This is a genomic window from Cellulomonas sp. (genome assembly GCF_015234515.1).
Taxonomy (GTDB): domain Bacteria; phylum Actinomycetota; class Actinomycetes; order Actinomycetales; family Cellulomonadaceae; genus Cellulomonas.
Map to the genome: position 1 here is coordinate 186832 of NZ_JADGMY010000014.1, position 20178 is coordinate 207009.

20 protein-coding genes are annotated in these 20178 nt (G+C 76.0%); 8 read left to right on the forward strand and 12 right to left on the reverse strand.

All coding sequences use genetic code 11. The annotated features are described in order from the left end of the window. Positions 1-18: 18 nt before the first annotated feature. On the reverse strand, positions 19-891 hold the full coding sequence (gene rfbA / locus IR158_RS05550; RefSeq protein WP_291808349.1) for a glucose-1-phosphate thymidylyltransferase RfbA: 873 nt from the start codon (positions 889-891) through the stop codon (positions 19-21). 113 nt (positions 892-1004) lie between these two features. Between rfbA and IR158_RS05555 the strand changes: the two genes are divergently transcribed. Further along, entirely contained in the window at positions 1005-1772 is a 768-nt protein-coding gene (locus IR158_RS05555) for a class I SAM-dependent methyltransferase (RefSeq protein ID WP_291808346.1), read from the forward strand. A 19-nt stretch (positions 1773-1791) separates the two neighbouring features. On the opposite strand, the gene IR158_RS05560 is transcribed toward IR158_RS05555, so the two are convergent. Continuing rightward, a complete protein-coding gene (locus IR158_RS05560; protein ID WP_291808342.1) occupies positions 1792-2520 on the reverse strand; it encodes a TIGR03089 family protein in 729 nt (242 codons plus the stop codon). A 262-nt stretch (positions 2521-2782) separates the two neighbouring features. Here IR158_RS05560 and IR158_RS05565 point away from each other — a divergent pair, with 262 nt between their 5' ends. The 3 genes from IR158_RS05565 (at position 2783) to IR158_RS05575 (ending at position 8392) form a co-directional block, all read left to right on the forward strand. Next, positions 2783-3109, forward strand: a complete 327-nt coding sequence (locus IR158_RS05565) for a WhiB family transcriptional regulator (RefSeq protein ID WP_291808340.1) — start codon at positions 2783-2785, stop codon at positions 3107-3109. 76 nt (positions 3110-3185) lie between these two features. After that, a complete protein-coding gene (locus tag IR158_RS05570) occupies positions 3186-6818 on the forward strand; it encodes a glycosyltransferase (protein WP_291808338.1) in 3633 nt (1210 codons plus the stop codon). Then, positions 6815-8392, forward strand: coding sequence for a DUF5719 family protein (locus tag IR158_RS05575; protein ID WP_291808336.1), 1578 nt, complete (start codon positions 6815-6817; stop codon positions 8390-8392). The genes IR158_RS05570 and IR158_RS05575 overlap by 4 nt, the downstream gene beginning before the upstream one ends. 8 nt (positions 8393-8400) lie before the next feature. On the opposite strand, the gene IR158_RS05580 is transcribed toward IR158_RS05575, so the two are convergent. Beyond that, positions 8401-9309: a glycosyltransferase family 2 protein gene (locus IR158_RS05580; RefSeq protein WP_291808334.1), complete on the reverse strand. Its 909-nt coding sequence runs from the start codon at positions 9307-9309 to the stop codon at positions 8401-8403. A 25-nt stretch (positions 9310-9334) separates the two neighbouring features. Continuing rightward, complete coding sequence (locus IR158_RS05585) at positions 9335-9856, reverse strand: metallopeptidase family protein (protein ID WP_291808331.1); 522 nt, start codon at positions 9854-9856, stop codon at positions 9335-9337. 97 nt (positions 9857-9953) lie between these two features. On the opposite strand from IR158_RS05585, the gene IR158_RS05590 reads away from it, so the two are divergent. Genes IR158_RS05590 through IR158_RS05600 form a run of 3 tightly spaced genes read left to right on the forward strand, consistent with a single transcriptional unit; the run spans position 9954 to position 10856 of the window. Continuing rightward, positions 9954-10343, forward strand: a complete 390-nt coding sequence (locus tag IR158_RS05590; protein WP_291808329.1) for a DUF3499 domain-containing protein — start codon at positions 9954-9956, stop codon at positions 10341-10343. Further along, complete coding sequence (locus IR158_RS05595; protein ID WP_291808326.1) at positions 10340-10594, forward strand: hypothetical protein; 255 nt, start codon at positions 10340-10342, stop codon at positions 10592-10594. The genes IR158_RS05590 and IR158_RS05595 overlap by 4 nt, the downstream gene beginning before the upstream one ends. A gap of 52 nt (positions 10595-10646) precedes the next feature. Next, positions 10647-10856 (forward strand): hypothetical protein, encoded by a 210-nt coding sequence (locus IR158_RS05600; RefSeq protein ID WP_291808322.1) that lies wholly within the window; start codon positions 10647-10649, stop codon positions 10854-10856. Between the two features lie 33 nt (positions 10857-10889). Here the strand turns inward: IR158_RS05600 and IR158_RS05605 are convergent, their stop codons facing one another. Further along, entirely contained in the window at positions 10890-11738 is an 849-nt protein-coding gene (locus tag IR158_RS05605) for an RDD family protein (RefSeq protein ID WP_291808319.1), read from the reverse strand. Between the two features lie 72 nt (positions 11739-11810). Between IR158_RS05605 and IR158_RS05610 the strand changes: the two genes are divergently transcribed. Continuing rightward, positions 11811-12800 (forward strand): stage II sporulation protein M, encoded by a 990-nt coding sequence (locus tag IR158_RS05610; protein WP_291808317.1) that lies wholly within the window; start codon positions 11811-11813, stop codon positions 12798-12800. Between the two features lie 9 nt (positions 12801-12809). Here the strand turns inward: IR158_RS05610 and IR158_RS05615 are convergent, their stop codons facing one another. The 7 genes from IR158_RS05615 to IR158_RS05645 all read right to left on the reverse strand — a co-directional run bounded on the left by IR158_RS05615 (position 12810) and on the right by IR158_RS05645 (position 20073). Beyond that, positions 12810-13265, reverse strand: coding sequence for a DUF1801 domain-containing protein (locus tag IR158_RS05615; protein ID WP_366928395.1), 456 nt, complete (start codon positions 13263-13265; stop codon positions 12810-12812). A gap of 149 nt (positions 13266-13414) precedes the next feature. Beyond that, on the reverse strand, positions 13415-14578 hold the full coding sequence (locus tag IR158_RS05620) for a winged helix DNA-binding domain-containing protein (RefSeq protein WP_291808313.1): 1164 nt from the start codon (positions 14576-14578) through the stop codon (positions 13415-13417). A 40-nt stretch (positions 14579-14618) separates the two neighbouring features. Then, positions 14619-15935 (reverse strand): DUF58 domain-containing protein, encoded by a 1317-nt coding sequence (locus tag IR158_RS05625; protein WP_291808310.1) that lies wholly within the window; start codon positions 15933-15935, stop codon positions 14619-14621. Positions 15936-15939: 4 nt separating this feature from the next. Continuing rightward, a complete protein-coding gene (locus IR158_RS05630; RefSeq protein WP_366928394.1) occupies positions 15940-17079 on the reverse strand; it encodes a MoxR family ATPase in 1140 nt (379 codons plus the stop codon). Beyond that, positions 17076-18266, reverse strand: a complete 1191-nt coding sequence (locus IR158_RS05635; protein ID WP_291808307.1) for a DUF4350 domain-containing protein — start codon at positions 18264-18266, stop codon at positions 17076-17078. The genes IR158_RS05630 and IR158_RS05635 overlap by 4 nt, the downstream gene beginning before the upstream one ends. After that, positions 18263-18910, reverse strand: coding sequence for a DUF4129 domain-containing protein (locus IR158_RS05640; RefSeq protein ID WP_291808304.1), 648 nt, complete (start codon positions 18908-18910; stop codon positions 18263-18265). Before IR158_RS05640 ends, IR158_RS05635 begins: the two co-directional genes overlap by 4 nt. Further along, the gene (locus IR158_RS05645; protein ID WP_291808301.1) at positions 18907-20073 is read right to left on the reverse strand and encodes a hypothetical protein; all 1167 of its coding nucleotides are present in this window, start codon (positions 20071-20073) and stop codon (positions 18907-18909) included. Before IR158_RS05645 ends, IR158_RS05640 begins: the two co-directional genes overlap by 4 nt. Positions 20074-20178 lie beyond the last annotated feature (105 nt).

The following is a 20178-nucleotide window of genomic DNA, read 5'->3' on the forward strand; positions in this document are numbered from 1 at the left end:
GCGCCGGCGCCCGTCAGGTCAGGGACGCTCCCGGTCGAGCAGCCCGAGCAGATACGAACCGTACCCGGACTTGACCAGCTTCTCGGCGCGTTCGCGCAGGTCGTCGTCGGTGAGGAACCCGCGACGCCACGCGACCTCCTCCGGAGCTCCGATCTTGAGGCCCTGCCGGTGCTCGATGGTGCGGACGTAGTCCGACGCCTCGACGAGCGAGTCGAACGTCCCGGTGTCGAGCCACGCGGTGCCGCGGGGGAGGACGCCGACCTGCAGGCGGCCCTGCTCCAGGTAGACGCGGTTGACGTCCGTGATCTCGTACTCGCCGCGCGCCGAGGGCTTGAGGTCGCGCGCGATCTCGAGGACGTCGTTGTCGTAGAAGTACAGCCCCGGCACGGCGTAGTTGCTCTTGGGGTTGGCCGGCTTCTCCTCGAGCGAGAGCGCGCGGCCCTCGGCGTCGAACTCGACGACGCCGTAGGCCGTCGGGTCCGCCACGCGGTACGCGAAGACGGCACCACCGTCGACGTCCCCGAACCGCTGCAGCTGCGTGCCGAGACCCGGACCGTAGAAGATGTTGTCGCCCAGCACGAGCGCAGCGCTGTCCGTGCCGACGAAGTCGGCGCCCAGCACGAACGCCTGCGCCAGGCCGTTGGGCTGCTCCTGCACCGTGTAGCTGATCGAGATGCCGAACTGGGAGCCGTCGCCCAGCAGCCGCCGGAACTGCTCGGCGTCGTGCGGGGTGGTGATCACCAGCACGTCGCGGATGCCCGCCAGGATGAGCGTTGAGAGCGGGTAGTAGATCATCGGCTTGTCGTACACCGGCACGAGCTGCTTGCTGACGCCGAGAGTGATCGGGTGCAGTCGGGTGCCGGATCCGCCGGCCAGGATGATTCCACGCATGCGCCTAGTCTGTCCCATCCGTGCGGGACGCGTGACCGGCTCCCGGGTTCTCGTCGTCCGGTGGTCGTCGTGGTCGCGGCGAAGAAGTGCGGGGTAGCGGCTACTCTGACCGGATGGCGACGAGGGTTGGTGGCGGGCCGAGCAGTCCGGGAGCGCCGCTGGCGCCCAACGCGTGGCTCCGTTGGGACGTGGTCCAGCGCAGGCTCCGGGGCGGCGAAGGGCGTCTGCTGGAGATCGGATGCGGCCGCGGTGCCTTCGGCGCGCGGCTCGCCTCGCAGTTCCAGTACACCGCGGTCGAGCCCGATCCGGTCGCGTGGGAGCACGCGGCGGCGACCGTCGGGGAGGTCGCGCCCGACGCCCGCGTCGTCCTCGGTGACGTGTCGTCGCTGGGCGGCGAGGGCGGCTTCGACGTCGTCTGCGCGTTCGAGGTCCTCGAGCACATCGAGGACGACCATGCCGTCCTGGAGTCGTGGCTGTCCTGCTTGCGGCCCGGGGGGATGCTCCTGCTGTCCATGCCTGCGGGCTCCTCTCGCATGGGGCCGTGGGACGAGGCGGTCGGCCACTTCCGTCGGTACGACCCGGAGGCGTTGGAGGAGCAGTTGACGCGGCACGGGCTCGTCGACATCGAGGTCACCTGCTACGGCACTCCGCTGGGCTACGTCACGGAGGCGGTCCGCAACAGCGTCGCCCGTACGCGACGGGTGGTCGAGGAAGGAGCGACGACCGCGGAGCGCACGGCGCGCAGCAACCGTCTGCTGCAGCCGGGTCCGGGCCTCGTGGCCGTCGCCACCCAGGTCGGCACCTGGCCGTTCTGCATGCTGCAGCGCGCGTTCCCGGGTCGCGGCACGGGGCTCGTCGTGTCGGCGAGGGCCTCCGGCTGACGGTCGTCGTGGCCTGGGCTCACGCGTGGGGCAGGGCTCGCTCGTCCGACACGACGCGGTCGACGTCTACGTCCGCGTCCTCGAGCACCAGCACGACCGACCCGTCGACGGCGAGCAGGCCGAGCCAAGCCTCCAGCTCCGCCGCCGTCACGGGACCACGGACGACGCGCCGCAGGACCCGTGCGCCGGGAGCTGCGGCTCCCGCGCCCCGGAACAGGTCCTCGTGCGTGAGCCCGGGAGCGGCAGCGGACGACGGGTCGGCCGGCGGCACCCACCCGACGACGTCGCCGTAGGTCATGACGGCGGCCGCGGCGTCGACCGCGGACGGGGGCAGGGTGCCCTCGAAGCGGCGCGCGAGCGCCGGCAGGGCGACCGCCACGACGTCGGCACCGGTGTGCGCGTCCGGGCGCCACGTGACGGCGAGGTCCGTAGCGCCACCGTCGACGGCGCGACCGTCGGCGTCGGCCGGGACGACCTCCGCCCCCGTGCGCCACGCACCGAGGGCCCACACGAGCGAGCGCCAGTGCGCCGGCAGGTCGACCAGCACCCGGGTGCCGGGGGCCGCGTCGAACTCCTCCACGAGGAGGTTCGTCGTCTTGCTCACCCAGTTGGCCAGGACCGCTCCGGACAGCTCGACCCGCTCGCCGCCGCTGCCGTACCAGGTGATCCGCGGTCGGCCGGGATCCCGCTGCAGGAGCGCGAGGAGGGCCTCGACGTCGGCGGGTGGGCGGGGGCTCGGGGTCGCCATGGGGCCCAAGGCTAGACTCGCGGGCACGCCACGCCGACGTCACAGAAGTTTCACCCGGACAACTCGGGCAACTAGCACGTCTCCGGTTGACGCGCGCGAACGACACGCGTGTAATTCGTTGCAACTGATTCATCGACGCGCTCCACCGTCGCGGCCTCCGCGCCGCACCGATCGGGTCGACAGCGATCAGCCGGACCACGGCGCACCTGGCGGCACCCGGCGAGCACGAGCACCACCGAGCACGACATCTGCGGAGGCACGTATGTGGCACCTGCTCGACGACGAGAGCTTCCCGAACGACGTCGCCACCACCGCACCCGTCGAGCCGTCGAACGTGCTGCCGATCTTCGGCACGCCCGACGACGACGGCCCCATGGGGTGGCAGGAGCGTGCCCTGTGCGCGCAGACCGACCCCGAGGCGTTCTTCCCGGAGAAGGGGGGCTCGACGCGTGAGGCGAAGAAGGTCTGCACCCAGTGCGACGTGCGCTCCGAGTGCCTCGAGTACGCGCTGGCCAACGACGAGCGCTTCGGCATCTGGGGCGGGCTGTCCGAGCGCGAGCGGCGCAAGCTGAAGCGGCGCGTGGTCTGACGGTGCTGCCTGGGGCGCGCCACGCCCGGGCGGCCTGCCGCTCGTCGCGCCGCCACGGCGGCATGATGGCGCGAGCATGACTGACACGCTGTCCCCCGTGGACCACATCACGACCGCCGCGGTACCGGTGACGACGCCGGTGACCGCGGTCGTGGTGACCCGCGGAGTCACGCACTACCTGGCGGTGACGCTGCGCGCGCTCGCGGTCCAGACCCGGCGCCCGCTACGGGTCCTCGTCGTCGACGTCGCACCGCAGGACGGCCACGTCGGCGTGCTGCTCGACGAGGCGTTCGCAGGGGTCGCGATGACGGTGCCGCGGCTGTCGACGGTCCACGCACCGCGGGCCCGGACGTTCGGCGAGGCCGTGCGGACCGGGCTCGAGGTGCTCGCCGAGGCGGGGGACGAGCGGCCGACGACGTGGCTGTGGCTGCTCCACGACGACAGCGCGCCGGCCCCCGACGCGCTCGCACGCCTGGTGCGGACGGTGTCGAACGCGCCCTCGGTGGTCGTCGCCGGCTGCAAGCAGCGCACCTGGACCGACCCGGAGCGTCTGCTCGAGGTCGGCGTCCGCACGACACGGTCGGGCCGGCGGATGACGGACGTCGAACCCGGTGAGCTCGACCAGGGCCAGCACGACGGACGCACCGACGTGCTCGGCGTCGGCCTGGCCGGTGCGCTCGTGCGTCGCGACGTGTGGGACACGCTGGGCGGCACGGACCCGGCGCTCGGGCCGTACGGTGACGGGCTCGACCTGTCGCGCCGGGCACGCCTCGCGGGGCACCGTGTCGTCGTCGTCCCCGACGCGGTCGTCCGGCACGCGCAGGCGGCCTACCACGGCCTGAGGCCCGCGCGCGGGGGGTCGTCCCGCGGTCAGGACGTGCTCGGCGCCGAGGTGGACCTCGACGGCGACGGCGAGCCCGACACCGCCGACCCGACGCGGTCGTTCGCGGCCCGCCGTCGTTCGCTCCTGCACCAGCGCCTCGTGGGTGCGCCGCTGCCGCTGGTGCCGGTCGTCGTCCTGCTCACGCTGGCGGCGGCAGTGGTGCGCAGCCTCGGGCAGGTCGCCGCGAAGCACCCGCAGCTCGCCGTCGCCGAGCTGCGGGTGGCGCTGCTCGTGCTGCTGCGTGCCGGGGACGTCGTCCGGGCGCGGCGCCGCGCCCGCGTGACGAGCGTCCTCTCGCGCCGGACCCTCCGCCCGCTGCAGGCGACCTGGCGCGACGTGTGGCGTCAGACGCGCGACCGGCGGCTCGCGCGCCTGGAGACGCGGCGCGCGGGCCGGGCGCCCAGCGAGCTCGAGCTGCGGGAGCTGGCCGCGGCCGCGACCCGGCGCCGCGTGACGCTCGCCGTCGTCGTCGGCGTGCTGGCGCTCCTGTCGGTGACCGCGCTGGGCCGCCTCGTCGGCCCCGTCGCCGCCGGCGCACCGCTCGTGGGTGAGGCGCTGGCGCGGACGACGACCGACATGAGCGACGTGTGGACGGCCGCCACCTCGGGCTGGGTCGCGGGCGGCCTGGGGGCGCCCGGCCCGGCGGACCCCTTGCTGACGGTGCTCGCCGCTCTCGCTGCGCTGCTCGGCGGTGAGCTGCGAGCGGCCGTCGGGGTGATCGTGCTCGGTGGCGTGCTGCTGGCAGGGGTCGGCGCGTGGGCGGCCGCAGGTGCTGCGACACGGTCCGTCGTGGTCCGGGCCTGGGCAGCGCTCGCGTGGGCGTCCGGGCCCGCCCTGCTGCTCGCGGTCGGTGACGGGCGGGTGGGCGCCGTCGTGGCGCACGCGGCGCTGCCGTGGGTCGCCCTCGGTCTGGCTCGGGCGGTCGGTGTCCAGCGCGTCGACCAGGTGCTCTCGGGGGTGTCCACGGCACGTCGCGACGACGACGCCGAGCGGGACGCCGACGCGGCCGCGGAGGCCCGTTCCGCACGGGCGGCAGCCCGCGCGCGCAGAGGGCTGCACGCGGCCGCACCTGCGCCGGGGGACCTGCTGCTGCGCTCCGACTCCGAGATCGACGTGGTGACACCGGTCCGTGGTGTGCCCGCCGTGCCGACGCCGCGGGCGCCGACGTCGGACGCGGTCCCGGCCGCTCCGGCAACCGCCACGCGCGCCGCCACGGCCGTGACGGACGACGTGCCGACGCTCGTCGGTGCCGCCGACCCGACCGGGTCCGTCGCGGCCGCGGCCGGTGCCGCCCTCGCGCTCGCCGTCGCGGTCGCCGCCGCGCCCGTCCTGCTGCTGCCCACGGTCCTGCTGATCGTCGTCGTCGCCTCCACCGTCCCGCGGTCGCGTGTGCGGGTCGTGGGGGTGCTCGTCCCGACGCTCGTGCTGATGGGTCCCTTCCTCGTCGAGGTCGGCAGCCGCGGCGCGGACGGTCTGCGGCTGCTGCTCGCGGACCCCGGTCCCGCGACCGTGACGGCGCCGGCGTCGGCGCTCGCGCGGGTTCTCGGCGTGCCGGCGGACCCCACGGCGCTCGTCCCCGGCGGGTTGCCGGACGTGCTCGCGTCGGCGTGGCCGTACCTGTCCGGAGCCGTCCTGCTGGTCCTGGCAGCGGCCGCGCTGCTCCGCGACCGGACCGTCTCCCGGGGCGTCCGGGTGTGCTGGGCGGTCGCGGCCGCCGGCATCGGCACCGGAGCTCTCGTCGCGGCGCTTCCCGCGGCCGTGTCGGCGGACCTGATCGCGCCCGCGTGGACGGGCGCCACGGTCTCCCTGACGACGCTCGGGCTCCTGGGGGCCGCGCTGCTCGGCAGCGACCGCCTCGCGGGCGTGCTCGTCGAGCGGTCGTTCGGCTGGCGGCAGCCCGCGGTCGCGCTCGTCACCGCCCTCGCGGTCGTGTCCGTCTCCTGCGCGGCGCTCGGGTGGGCCTGGACGGCCCGCTCGGGTGACGCGGTCGACCTGCGGGCCTCGGCCGCACCCGTCGTGCCGGCCGTCGGTCAGCAGGGGGCGCTGTCCGACGCGTCCTCGCGCGTGCTGGCGCTCGGCGTGCGGGACGACGGGTCCGTCGACTGGTCACTGCTGCGAGCCGACGGTGACCAGCACGTCGACCACGCCGCCGTCGTCGCGACGGGTGCGGCGACCGGACGGCCGGGCGCACCGCGCGCTGCGGACGTCGACCCGGCATCGGTCGAGGTGGGTGCCCTCGCGGCCCGGCTGGTCCAGGGTGCCGCGGGCGACGTCGCGCCCGAGCTGGGCGCGCTCGGGGTCGGCGACGTCCTGGCGCCGGCCGTCGCGGACGACTCGTCCGCGACGCGGGCCGCACGCGCGCGCCTCGTCGGCGTGCTCGACGCGACCGCCGGGCTCGAACGGGTGACGCACGAGGGGTCCGGGACCCTGTGGCGCGTCCGTGGCACGCAGGGCGAGGTCGTCACGTCGTGGGCCCGCCTCGTGGCCGACGCCGCCGACGTGGGCGCCCCCGGCGCGGTGGCCCTGCCGGTCCCGGCGGACGGCCGCACGGTCGGGACCGTCGTCCCGGCGGGTGACGGCACGCGTGTCCTGCTCCTCGCCGAGCGCGCCGACGCGGGGTGGCACGCCTGGCTCGACGGGCGCAGGCTCGCCACCGTCGACGCAGGGTGGCGCCAGGCGTTCGACCTCGGTGCCGAGGGGGGCGTGCTCGAGGTGCGGTACGTCGTGCCCCACCGTTCCGCCTGGTTGGGCGCCCTCGGGCTGACCACGCTCGTGACCGTCCTGCTCGCCGTCCCGCTGCGGCGCCGACGAGGAGTGCGCACATGACGGCGTCCACCACCGGGACCGGCCCCGCCGCCCCGCCGCCCGAGCGACGCGGAGGGCGTGCCCTGCGCGTCGCGTCGGGTCTGCTCGTCGTGGGCCTCGCGGGCGGTGCGCTGGCCGGGGCGACCCACCTCGGCGTCGCGGACGCCGTCACCGTGCCGGCCGACGAGGTCGAGGTCGCGCCGACGCCCGTGACACTGCAGTGCCCCGGCCCCGTCGTGCTGCCGCTGCGCGCGGAGCGCGGCGACGCCGCGTTCGACCCGTCGCCGGTGGCGCCGGACGTCACCCTCAGCGCCGTGACGGCCGCCGGGGCGGGTGCGGGCGCGCTCGCGGTCCTGCCGCTGGGCGGTGACACCGCCACGCGCGACCTGGCGGCCGGAGGTGGTGCCGTGCACCTCGGCGAGGTCGCCGCGCCCCTGGTGGTCCGTGCGCAGCCGCAGGACGTCTCGCCCGTGGTCGCGGCGACGGGCGCCTCCGTCGTGACCGACGGGGACGCCCGCGGGCTGGCGGCCGCGTCGTGCCGCGCGCCCGCAAACGACGAGTGGTTCGTCGGGGGCTCGACCGCGGTCGGTGCGACCGCGACGCTCGTGCTGACCAATCCCGGCCTCACAGCGGCGCAGGTGGACCTCGAGCTCTTCGGCCCGAACGGGCCGGTGGAGCCCAGCACGAGGCAGCACGTGGTCGCGCCGGGTGCCACGAAGGTGGTCGACCTCGGGGGTGCCGCCGCGGACCAGGCGGCCGTGGTCGTGCACGTGACGGTCGCCGGTGGTCTGGTGGCCGCGCACGTCCAGGACACCGTCGTGCGCGGGTTCACGCCCGCCGGGACCGACCTGGTCGTCGCCGGCGTCGCGCCCTCGACCCGTCAGGTGGTCACCGGCCTCGTGGCGCCGAAGTCCCAGGTCGGCTCCGCCGACGCTCCCGCGCTCCGGCTGCTGGCCCCCGGCGACGGGGTGACGACCGCGCAGGTGACGCTCCTGGGCGCTGACGGCCCCGTGACCCTGCCGGGTGCACAGCGCGTCACGCTGGCGGCGGGCGAGGTCACCGACGTGCCCCTCGGCGGGCTGCCGGCCGGTGCGTACACGGTCGTCGTGGACGCCGACGCCCCGGTCGTCGCGGGGGCGGTCGTGTCGAGCACCGGTGCGCCCGGTGCGCTGGACGACGAGCCGCGTGTCGAGCGGGCGTGGTCGCCCAGCACGACGCCGGGTGTGCACGGCACGGTGGCCGTCCCGCGCGGCGTGCAGGCACGCGTGGTGATCGGCGCCGTCGGGCAGGCGGCGGACGACGCGGGTGAGGGCGCCGCGACGCTGCGTGTGCTCGGCAGCGAGGGTGAGGTGCTCTCCGAGCACCGCGTGCGCGTCGACGCCGGGACGACGGGGGCGTGGGACGTGGCCGAGCTCGCGAAGGGCGCGGCGGCCGTGGAGCTGGAGCCGACGGGCGGTGTCCCTCTCGCGTGGGCGGTCACGCTGACGGTCCGGCAGGACGACGGTCCGCTGGTCGCGACGCTGGACCCGGTGCCCGTCGTGGACGTGACGGCTGCGCTCACGGTCCGCCAGGACGCGCGGCTCGCGCGAGGCTGAGCCTGACCTCAGCGCGGGGAGTCGCGCAGCTGCACCCGTTCCCGGACGTTGAGCCCTGCCCGTAGCGCCCAGCGCATCGGGACCTGGTACCAGTGCCGGTAGCGGCGCTCGAGGTACTGCCGGGCGCTCGCGTGGTGCGCCCGGATCATCGGGGCCGGGCGCTCGCGCCACGACGTGCCCCCGACGTGCGTCACGCGCACGTCGGGCACGTACAGGTTCTCCCAGCCGGCCCGGCCCAGCCGTTCGCCGAGGTCGACGTCCTCGAAGAACATGAAGTAGCTCTCGTCGAAGCCGCCGACCTGCTCGAACGCCTCCCGGCGCAGCAGCAGGCACGCCCCCGACAGCCAGCCGGCCTCGCGGAGGTAGCCACCGGTCGACTCCTGGCGCGCGTGGTAGCCGCGCGTCCACGGGTTGCCCGGCCACACGCGGGCGAAGACCGCGTGACCGGCGCCCTGTCGCAGCGACGGCAGCGCGCGTGCGGACGGGTACGTCGTGCCGTCCGTGTTGAGCAGCATCGGCCCGAGCGAGCCGGCGCTCGGCTGCTCCTCGCCTGCGGCGACGAGCCGCTCGAGAGATCCGGGCGTCCACTCGATGTCGGAGTTCGCGACGACGATCCACGGCGTCTGCGCACCCGCCGCGCCCCGGTTCGCCGCCGCGCCGTAGCCGAGGTTCGAGCCGGGCACGACGAGCTGTCCGCCGGACTGCTCGACGACGGCCTCCGCGACGGCGTGATCGGTGCCGTTGTCGACGACGACGAGCTCGACGGGCGTGCTGGAGGCGGTCGCGAGGGTCGCTGCGAAACGGGCGAGCTCGTCGCCCGGGTGGTACACGACGCAGACGACCCGGACGAGCGGGGCAGCCGTGTCACGCGCGGGGCTGCGCACGTCGACCGGCTCGGGGGAGGGGGGCGTGGTCATCGAGCGTCACCTTAGTCCGCGGACGTCAGTGCCCGTCGTCATAGCCGGGGTCGATCTCCTCGGGGCCACGGCCGAGGAGGTGCGCCACCTGTTCGACGACGACGTCGCGCACCAGGTCCGCGAGGTCGCCGTCGTCGGCCGCCCGGGCCTCGATGGGACGTCGGTAGACCACGATGCGGTGCGGGAGGCCCGCGTCGGCGGGGAAGTAGCGACCGAGCGGCACGCCGCCGTGCTCCCACGGTGCGGGGTTGGACGGCGGCACGTCCTCGACCGCGAACTCCGCGCCCTCGAGCTGGCGGGCCCACCGCCGTTCCAGGTCCTCCACCGCGTCGAGCACGAGGTCGTCGAAGCGTTCGGCGCGCGTCCGGTACGCCGGGGCGCCCATCGGCAGCACGGGTCCGCGCAGGCCGCGGCCGCGTCGGTCGCGACGGCGGGCAGGTGCGACGGGGCCGAGTGCGGCGGCGACGTCGGTCGTCCGACGACGCGCGGCGGGGACGGTGCCACCGTCACCGGGGACGGCGGGGCGGCGGGGGCCGAGCGGACTCACCCCGCCACTGTAGCCAGCGTCGGGGCGCCGACGCGGGGGCCCGACACGCGGACCGAGCGCGCGACGCGAAGGGCGCGTCCGGGGGTACGGTCTGCTCGTGAGATCCGTCCGGCAGTGCTCGCGCACCGCGTGCCCGCATGCCGCGGTCGCGACGCTGACCTACGTCTACGCCGACTCGACCGCCGTGCTGGGGCCGCTCGCGCAGCTCGCCGAGCCGCACTCCTACGACCTGTGCGTCGAGCACGCCGACCGGCTGACCGCCCCACGCGGGTGGGAGGTCGTGCGGCTGCTCCCCGACCTGCAGGCGGCGGCGCCGAGCCACGACGACCTCGTCGCCCTCGCCGAGGCGGTGCGGGAGGCCGGACGTCGGCGTGCCCCCGAGGCGGCGCCGACGCTGACGCCCGTCGCGGCCCCCACGGTCGACACGGCCCGTCGTCGTGGCCACCTGCGGGTCGTGCCCGGGTCCGCGCCGAGCGAGCAGCCGTGAGCGCGCCCCGCGACCGCCGTCCGCCGGCGGACGAGCCGCTCGGGTCGATCACCAGGCCCGTCGTCGACGACTCCGACATCGCTCCCGCCTGCTACGTCTGCGGGGCGGTCGACATGACGCGGATGCGGGTCTCCCTGCCTGCCGGGAACCCCGCCGTGTTCGCGTCCTGCCCGGACTGCGAGGCCACCGCCTGGTTCGTCGTCGGCGGGGACGGCCGTGCGCTCGGCCCTGACGGCGTCCCGCGCGACTGACGCGATCTCGCCGCACCGGCCTGCACGACGACCCGACGACCCTGGAGATGCCATGGCAGCGAGCGACCGACCCGCGACCGACCTCGAGCCCTGGGCCCGCGCCCTGCTGCGGTGCCCCGTCACGGGAGCCGAGCTGGTCGACGGCGTGTCCGACGACGGCTCGCCGGTCCTGGTCTCGACCGACCCCGAGCGCCCGCTCGTCTACCCCGTGATCGACGGCATCCCCGTCCTGCTCGTCGACGAGGCGCGACCGGCGTCCTGACGCGAGCCGCGACGACGGACCCCTCTGCCGGTGTCAGACGTCGGGGTCCGGGACGCCGTGCGGAAGCCGGCGCAGCAGCACGGACTCCGCCTGCTCGCGCCGCACGCGCTCGAGCTCGACGACGGTCTCGCGGCGGCCCCGCTCGGCCAGCACGGCCGACAGGAACGCCTCGGGGTGCGTCCCGGCCGGCGGGGGCGGGCTGACGTACGGTCGCAGGTCGCCGGCGAGGCGGGTCCCGAGCTCCGCCCGGGAGCCGGGGTGCAGCAGGCCGGCGCGTCCGAGGAACTGCCGGATCGCGAGCGCGAGACCGTCGGGCAGTCGCGCCACGTCGGCGTGCGCCGCCCACCCCGCCAGCTGTGGCGGCATGACGGCCGGGTTGCGCACCGGGGCCGCGGTGCGGACACGTGACGCGTAGGAGCCCGCGAGCACGTCACCGATGCGCTTGCCGCGGGGGTGCGAGATCGAGCAGATCACCGCGACGGAGCCGAACGTCAGCCACAGCTCGACCACGCCGGTGAGCGCGCGCACGAAGGCCTGCCGGAACACGATCGGCCCGCCGTCGTCCCGCACGATGCGCACGCCGGCGACGAGCTTGCCCAGGGAGCGGCCGCGCGTCAGGGTCTCGACCGTCGTGGGCAGCACGACGGTGACCGTCACGAGGACGACGATCAGCAGGATGCGGCTCGTGTACTCGTCGAGCCTGAGGGACAGGTTCTCCAGGACGAGCAGGGCGAGGATCGCGAGCACGAGCAGGGCGACGAGGTCGACGATCGCGGCGAGCAGGCGTGAGGCGACCGACGCGGGCCGCGAGTCCAGCACGACGCCCTCCCCGATGACGACACCGTCCTGGAGCTGGGTCGGGCGGGGCGTCGTGGCGGTCACCTGGGCAGAGTAGCCGCCGCCACGTGCGCCGGGACGTGACGCGCGTGCCCCGGACGATGGCAGGCTGGGGGCGTGGACCTCGATGCCTACACCCGCGCGCGCACGCCGACGTGGCAGCGCCTCGACGAGCTCTCGCGCCGTCGCGGACTGACCGGCGCCGAGGCCGACGAGCTCGTCGCGCTGTACCAGGCCACGGCGACGGACCTGTCGGCGGTGCGCTCGGCCGCCCCGGACCCCGAGACCGTGTCGCGTCTGTCGCAGGTGCTGGTGCGTGCACGCAGCCGGCTGGCGGGCACGCACGCACCGTCCTGGTCCGACGTGACGTCGTTCGTGCTCCTGCGGCTGCCTGCCGCGCTCTACCGCATCCGCTGGTGGACGGTCGCCGTCACGGCCGCGTTCCTCGCCGTCGCCGTGGCGACGGGCGTGCTCGTGGCGACGTCCCCGGAGGCGCTGGCGCTCATGGGGACGCCGAGCGAGCAGCAGCAGTACGTCGACCACGCGTTCGCGGAGTACTACGCGCCCGGCGCCGGATTTGCCGCGATGGTGTGGACCAACAACGCCTGGATCGCGGCGCTGTGCGTGGGCACCGGCATCACGGGGATCGCGCCGGCCTACGTCCTGTTCACCAACGCCGTCGGGGTCGGGTCCGCCGGCGGGCTGATGGCGTCCCACGGCCGTCTGGACGTGTTCCTCCAGCTCATCGCCCCGCACGGGCTCCTCGAGCTCACGGCCGTCTTCGTGGCGGGGGCCGCCGGGCTGCGCCTGTTCTGGACGCTGGTCGACCCCGGACCGCGGACCCGCGGGCGGGCGCTCGCCCAGGAGGGGCGCGCGCTCTTCACGGTCGCGCTCGGGCTCGTCGGCGTGCTCGCCGTGTCCGGGCTCGTCGAGGGCTTCGTGACCGGCTCGTCGCTGCCGTGGCCCGTCAGGGTGGCGATCGGCGTCGTCGTGCTGGCGGCGTTCTGGGCGTACGTGCTGGTCCTGGGCCGCCGTGCGGTCGCGGCCGGCCACACGGGCGACCTCGACGCCGACCGTGCCGGGTACGGGGTCGCCACCGCCGGCTGAGTCCTCGGGTCACTCGACCGCGTGCCTCACCAGCGCGGCGAGCCTCTCCCACGCCGCCTCCGTCGGCTGGACCAAAGCGAACGACGTCGCCCACAGGCCGCTGTCGTCGTCGAGCCCGGCCTGCACGCTGAACCCGAAGGTCGAGTAGCGCTCCTTGTCCATCTGCCCGCTGCGGAAGAAGCACACCACCTTCCCGTCGCGCGAGTACCCCGGCTGCCCGTAGTACAGCTTCGGCGCGAGCTCCGGCGCCGCTGTCGTCACGATCGAGTGCACCCGCTCGGCCAGCGCACGATCCTCCTGCGGCATCGTCGCGATCTTCGCGAGCACGTCCGCCTCGTCCGCTGCCGCCCTGTCCGCGGCACGCGCGCGTCGCGCGTCCGCCTTGAGCTCCGCAGCCCGCTCCTTCATCGCCGCGCGCTCCTGCGCGGAGAAACCACCCACCGACGTCGCACCCTTGCCTGCCACCTGACACTCCCTCGCTCGACCGACGGATGTGCGACCGACCCTAGGAGCGGGCGTCGGAGCCGTGCTTCTCGGATCCTGACCGCCTGGCGCGGTGTGCGGCTCGCCGACCGGGCGCGACGTCGTGACCGTCGGCTGAGGCTCCGGGCCGGTCAGCCGGCGTACCGGACGACGTGCGCGTCGGCGTCGTCGGCGAGGAAGCGCACCGCCGGCTCGGCCGCCTCCAGGACCTCGCGGCGCCGTGCCGCGGGCAGGGGGTCGAGCGGCGTGACGGTCAGCGTCGCCGTGACGCGCCGGCCCGTGCGTCCGCCGCTCTCGCGCGTCATCGCCCACGTGGCGCCCACCCGGCCGTCGACCAGGACCGCGGCGGGCAGCCGCCCGTTGGGCGTGCGCAGCCGCAGCCGGTGCTCGTCGTCGATCACGCGGGTGCGCTGGGCGTGCGCGAGCCACAGGTTGTCGTAGTCCGCCAGCAGCCGGACCGGAGCGGGCACGTCCCCGTCGGGCCGGGGTGCGTCCGGGAGGTCCAGCAGCTCGCGCGTCCTGCCACCCGCCCGTGCGGGGGCCGCCGGGAGGACGACGAGGCGGTCGCGGAGGCCCGCGACGACGTCCCGCAGACCCGTGAGCCCCGACCACGCCTGGACGTCCGCGACGCTCGCCGGGCCGAACGCCCCGAGGTAGCGCAGCACGACGTCCTCCAGGGCGCGGGCGCGCGCGTCCGCCACCGTGAGGTCCCCGGCGGCTGCGACCGCATCGGGGACCCACGTGTCGAGCGTCGTCCACGTGGTGGCGGCCGACCGTCCCCACAGCCCACGAGGCGTCACCTGCACCAAGGGCAGGAGCGCACGTGCGAACGCCGAGAGGTCCTGCGGGTGCGCGGCGGGCCACTCCTGCGCGAGGTGGGCGCCGAGGTCGGTCGTCCGCCGCGGCTCGGCGCGGACGTACGCGGCTGCGCGCTCGACGAGGCGGTCGAGGTCCACGACGTCCAGCGCTGCGCGCCGCCGGGGGTTGGCACGCAGCTCACCGGCCATGACCGGCAGCGCGAGCGCCGCCAGGACCGGGGCGTCACGCGCCGTGACGAGGTGGACCGTCGAGCGCATCACGGCCATCCGCAGCAGGGTGCGGTCGCTCAGGCCCGCGTCCAGGTCCGCCGTGGTGAACCCCGCGACGCGGCTCCACAGGCCCAGGAACGGTGACCACGGGTTCTGCGCCTGGAGCCCGACGAGGTGCTCGACGACCGTCGGCACGTCGTCGGACGTGCGCTGCAGGAGGTGCTGACGCGCGAGGAGCGCACGGTTGAGGGAGCGGTCGTCCAGCACGGTGCCGAACGTAGCGCCCGGGACCGACACCGGCCGCGACCTACAGGCGTCCGGCCGCCTTGAGCGCGAGGTAGGTGTCCGCGAGCCGCGGTGCGAGGTCGTCGGGCGAGGCCTCGACCACCTCGACGCCGCGCTGCCGCAGCCGCACGCCGACGGCCGCCCGCTCCAACGACGTGCGCTCCGCCGCAGCGGCGTCGAAGACCTCCTCCACCGTGCGTCGCGACGTCCGCAGCTGCTCGAGCTCGGGGTCGGCGACCGAGGCGAGGACGACCTGGTGACGACGCGTCAGCCCGCCGACGACGTCCAGGAGCCCCTGCTCGACCGCCGCCGGGTCGAGCGACGTCAGGAGCACCACGAGGGCGCGCCGGCTCAGCCGTGAGCGCACCTGCCCGACGAGCCCCGGCCAGTCGGTCTCCACCAGCGCCGGCTGCACGCCGGCGAGCGCCTCGGCCAGTGCGGGCAGGACGCGTGAGGAGTGCGAGTCCGCGGCGCGGGCACGGACCCGGCGGTCGTACGCGATCAGCTCGACACGGTCGCCCGCGTGCGCCGCGAGCACCCCCAGCAGCAGGGCCGCCTCGACCGACGCCTCGAGCCGGGTGGCGTCGAGCACGCGGGCCGCGCTCGTGCGCGACGTGTCGACGACGAGCAGCACGTGCCGGTCCCGCTCGGGGCGCCAGGTGCGCACGACGACCTCGCGCCGTCGCGCGGTCGCCCGCCAGTCGATCGACCGGACGTCGTCGCCGTCGACGTACTCGCGCAACGAGTCGAACTCCGTGCCCGCCCCGCGGACCTGGACCGCGGCCCGCCCGTCGAGCTCCCGCAGGCGCGCGAGGCGCGAGGGCAGGTGCCGCCGCGACGCGAACTCCGGCAGCACGCGCAGGCGCCCCGGCACGTCGAGCGACACCTGACGCCCCGCGACACCCAGCGGGCCCAGGGTCCGGACCGTGACCCGCTCGGCGACCGCGTCACCGCGGCGGGTCGGGACCAGCGTGGTCGTCACGCTGCGCTGCTCGCCCGCCGGCACGTCCACGCGGTGGCGCGGCGTGCGCGCACCGGTGGGCGCGTCACCGTCCGGCAGGGTCGAGGGCGGCCAGGCGTCGCGCACCACGGCCCGTGCCGTCCGCCGGCCGACGTTGCGCAAGGTGAGGACCGCCGCGACCGTCCCTGACAGCCGGACCGACGGCGGCAGGCGTCGGGAGACCGCCAGCTCGCGCGGCGAGGCCGCGAGCGCCACGTCCACCGCGCACAGCGCGAGGACGACGGCCGCCCAGACGATCACGGTCAGGGGAGCGGGCAGCAGGGCGACCGGGACGAGCCCGGCGAGCGCGACCAGGACCGCGCGTGACGTCAGGGCCACGGGCTCAGCGGGGGACCGGCACGGAGGCGAGCACCGTGTCCAGCACCGACTCGGCCGTCACGCCCTCGATCTCGGCCTCGGGCCGCAGCTGGACGCGGTGCCGCAGGGTGGGGTGCGCGAGCGCCTGCACGTCGTCCGGCGTGACGTAGTCGCGCCCGCAGAGCCAGGCCCACGCGCGGGACGTCGCCAGCAGCGCGGTGGCGCCACGCGGCGAGACGCCCAGACCCAGGGACGGCGAGGTCCGGGTCGCACGGCACACGTCGACGACGTAGCCGAGCACCTCCTGCGCGACCTGCACCCGCGCGACCTGCTCCCGTGCACGCGCCAGGTCGTCGGCCCCTGCCACCGCACGCAGGCCGGCGGCCGCGAGGTCACGTGGGTCGAAGCCCGCCGCGTGCCGCGCCAGCACCTCGACCTCGTCGGTGCGCTCGGGCAGCGGGAGCAGCAGCTTGAGGAGGAACCGGTCGAGCTGGGCCTCGGGCAGCGGGTACGTGCCCTCGTACTCGACGGGGTTCTGCGTCGCGACCACGACGAACGGGTCCGGCAGGAGGCGCGGCTCCCCGTCGACCGTGACCTGACGCTCCTCCATCGCCTCCAGGAGCGAGGCCTGCGTCTTGGGGGGCGTGCGGTTGATCTCGTCCGCCAGGAGCAGGTTCGTGAAGACGGGGCCCTCGCGGAACGAGAACTGGGCGGTGCGCGCGTCGTAGACGAGCGAGCCGGTCACGTCGCCCGGCATGAGGTCGGGCGTGAACTGGACCCGCTTGGTGCCGAGCGAGAGCGCCCCCGACAACGACCGCACCAGGAGCGTCTTGGCGACGCCCGGGACGCCTTCGAGCAGCACGTGCCCGCGGCACAGCAGGGCGATGATCAGGCCGGTGACCGCCGCGTCCTGGCCGACGACCGCCTTGCCGACCTCCGTGCGCACGGCGGCGAGCGACGCGCGCAGGTCGGCGCCCGCGGCCGTGGCAGCGGACCGGCCCGGGGCGTCGGTCCCCGGTGACCCGGGCGTCACCTGCGGTGCGGCGGGTGCGGGGGCACCCGAGGGGGTCGGCCCGGGTGCGGTGGCAGGTGCCTCGGCAGCGGGCGCGGTCGGGCTCTGCGGGACACCCCAGGTGCTCGGGGGTCGCGGCGTCTCGTCGGTCACGGTCGGTGTACCTCGCTCTCCAGGTGGTGCAGGTCGTCGGCGAGCCGCAGCAGGCCCGCGTCGTCGGTGGGTGGCGGGCCGTAGATCAACGCCTCGACGTCGCGTGCCGGCCGGCCGGTGGCACGCGCGAGGGCGTCGACCAGCGAGGGTGCGTCGGCCGACCGGGGCAGTCCCAGCCGGTGCGCGACGCGGGCCGCCGTCCCGGCGCGCAGGGCGGCGGCGGCGTGCCCGTGGGCCCGTGCCCGCCGGTAGAGACGCCCGCGGCCGCGGGTCGCCTCGGCAGAGCGCACGACGACGGGCAGCGGCTCGGCGACGACCGGTCCGAGCCGACGTGCGCGCCAGACGACCGTCACGACGAGGACGAGCACCAGCCAGCCGGCGACCGGCACCACCCAGGGCACGAGGTCGGTCAGCGACGTGCCGGCCCCGTCGGCGGCCACGGGGCCGAGGTCGTCGAACGTGGGGACGTACCAGACCAGGTGGTCGTGACGGCCGAGCATGCGCAGCGCGAGCGCGGCGTTGCCGTCGTCGTCGACCGCGGCGTTCGTCAGCGGGTGCAGGTCGGACAGCGCGGTCACGCGGCGACCGTCCTGCTCGAACGTGACGTACGCACCGCCGCGCGTCCCGTCGCCGGCGGGGAAGCACGTCGTTGCGCCGTCCGCGAGGTCCACGTACCCGCCCGCGGCGGTGATGGTGCCGGCAGCGCGAGCGTCGGGGTCGTCGCACGCGGCCTCGCGCAGCGACCGGGTGCTTCCCGTCCCGGCCGCGACGACGTCGGGGGCGAGCGTCGACAGGGCCCATCCGGCGTCGACGAGGACGAGGTCGTCGTCGAGCTCGAACAGCACGTCCACCTGCTCCGGGGTGAGCCACTGGTCACCCACCACGAGCACCGTGCCGTCCCCCGTGGCGGCCTGCAGGGCGGCCGCCGTGGTGGTGACGTGCTCGACCGTGACCCCCTGCCGCTCCAGGACGCGGGCCACGGCACGCGCACCCGTCCCGCCGGGGTTGTCCGGTGCACCGGGCGTGCTGCTCGTCGGCGGGGCGGGCAGCGTCAGGACGAGGCCGCCGAGCAGCACGATCCCCAGCACGACGAGCCACGGCCGCGATCGCCGCCAGCGGCCGACGGCCCGTGAGCGACCCGTCGACCCGTCCCCGAGCACCTCCGGGAGCTGTGCGGTCGCACTCACGTCACAGCCGCCGCGGGGCGTGCCGCGCGGACGGCGTCGTCGAGGGCGCGCATCGCCGCGTCGTCCCCGGGCGTCGCCGAGCGCTCGCCGTAGACGACGTCGTCGAACAGGTCGCCGCCGTCGCGCAGGAGGTCCGTGTGCTGGGGGAGCGCGGCCGCGGCGACGCGCGCGGCCTCGTGGGCGGTGCGGCCGGGGCGCTCGTCGAGGAGCCCGCGCTCCTCGAGGCCGCGGACGACCGCGCGGTACCGGTCGGCGACGGCCACCGACCACGTGCCGGCCCGGGCCGCGGCGTCGGCCGCGTCGCGCAGCTGCTGCGCCGTGCGGCGGTCGTCGGCGTGCAGGACGCCGACCCGTCGCCGACGCGCGGTCGCGCGCACGGGCCCGGCGACGCGCAGGGCGACGAGCACCACGAGGAGGACCACGCCGACGACGACGAGCAGGGCGGTCCGGTTCGACATGCCGAGCGACGGCATGTTCTCGAGCTGGTCGGCGAGCCACGCCAGGGCCCGCTGCAGCAGCGACTCGGGGCGGTGGTAGGCGGGGTCCAGCAGCTCCTCGCGCAGCCACCGACGCGCCTGCGCGGCATCGGGCTCGACGGGCACCCCGGTCACGACGTGCACGGCCGGCCATCCCGCACGCGTCATGCGGCACCGGTGGCAGCCCGCGCGAGCTCGAGGTCGAGCCCCTCGCGACGGATGCGCACGTCGATGTAGAGGAGGGCGACGACGGCCGCGAGGAACGTCGTGGACAGCGTCAGTCCGACGACCTGCCCGAGTGCCGACACGAGGACCGTCAGGTCGTCCGAGCCGGACGCGGCGGTGACCAGGCCCGCCACCACGGCCGCCGGGACGATGAACAGGTACATGAGCACCGAGACCAGCAGGTTCGACAGCAGGTAGATGCCGAGCAGCCGCCAGAAGCTCCCGCGCGTCAGCCGCCAGGCGCGCGCGACGGTCGGCCAGAACCGCCTGCCCTCGAGCATGAGCGCCGGCGGGACCAGCAGCGTCCGCGCCGTGAGCCACACGAGGACGACGAGCAGGGCGCCACCTCCCAGCAGGGCGACGGCGAGCGCCGCCTCGCCGGCGCCGGCGGCGGCGAGCGCGGCGACGCCCCCGCCCCACGCCAGGACCAGGAGGAACGGCACGACGAGCTGCAGCAGACCGAAGCCGACGAGCAGCCACACGCGGCGGGTGCGCCACACCTCACGCAGCGCCACGCGCTGACCCAGCACGGAACGGCTCACCGAGACGATGAGGAGCCCGGTGAGCACGGAGGTCACGGGGACCAGCAGCGGCACCGTCAGCGCCTGTCCGCCGCTCGTGGACAGCATCTCGACGAGAGCGGCGTCGGTGCTCGCCATCGTGCTGTCGAGCTCGAGGTCGCTCAGAGCGGCCCCGATCAGGCCGGACACGTAGAGCTGGACGAGGGTCTGCAGCGCGACGGCGACGGTCACCACGACCGCCGAGAGCCCGAACATCACCGCGGGGTTGGCGCGCACGGCCCGGATCGCGCCGTCGAGGACCTCGCCGAGACCGAGCGGGCGCAGGGGGATGATCCCGGGCTGCAGCGCCGGCAGGTGCCAGGCGGGCGCCGCCCCGGGCGGGGGCGCGCCCCACGCGGGCGGGGCGGACGGCTGGCCCCACGCGGGCGGGGCGGACGGCTGGCCCCACGCGGCACCCTGCGGGCCGCCGGGCGGACCAGGAGGTGGCGGCGGCACGGCGGCGCCCGGCGCCGAGGAGTCCGCCGGCGGGCCGGCGGGGTGCGCCCACGACGCGGGACCGGAGCCGTCGTCCTGCGGGGAGGTCATGCGTCGGACTCCTCGTGTCTGGCGTGCTGAGGCCCGACCGCGTCGCCGCGTCGGCGGGTCCCATGGTGCCACGACGCAGGTGAGCGCCGGTCGTGGACGCACCGT